The organism is Vibrio sp. 03_296, assembly GCF_002265885.1.
In genome coordinates, this window is record NZ_NPKW01000466.1 from 1 (window position 1) to 583 (window position 583).

The following is a 583-nucleotide window of genomic DNA, read 5'->3' on the forward strand; positions in this document are numbered from 1 at the left end:
TCGCTTAGCAAAAACACTCGACTCGATAGACGACCACGCGCAAGTTATCGACCAATCGCGATAACAAAACGTTTGCGAGTTAAAGAGAACTTAGATTTATAAACTCGGCGGTGGCTTTATTGTCAGATTCATCTGAACACATCTCGTTTTGGGGCTCATTAATCCACGACGGCTTAAGCCAGAGAAAACGTCTCATAAGTCATAAAAGACGCAATAAATACTATTTGATATGAAAGCATAATGATATCCTTCCAACTCATTGAATATTTAAGAGTTGGCGTTCGTGTTTCAACTCACAACGCTGTTTTAGTTTGGAATTATTAACCGTATATGGAAGTACACCAGCACCCAACTCGACCAGCCCAATATGTGGGAAGAAAGTCTATTTACCAAGCAGTAGGCGGCACGTACTTGGTTGATATGAATGGGCGTCTGTCCATCAACCACGTTCAACGATTACCAAACAAGTTAGCAGTCGTGTTTGGCAACTCGACGGTTGAAGTATCAGAACAAGATATAAAAGTAATTGGCCGCGTAGCGGATGACATTAAGAAAAGAATAACAAGTATTAATTTTAATAATA

Annotated in this window: 1 pseudogene; it reads left to right on the forward strand. The window is 40.0% G+C overall.

Annotated features, from left to right (window positions below):
• Positions 1-393: 393 nt before the first annotated feature.
• Positions 394-583: pseudogene (locus tag CIK04_RS25435) on the forward strand (hypothetical protein); the annotation flags it as partial.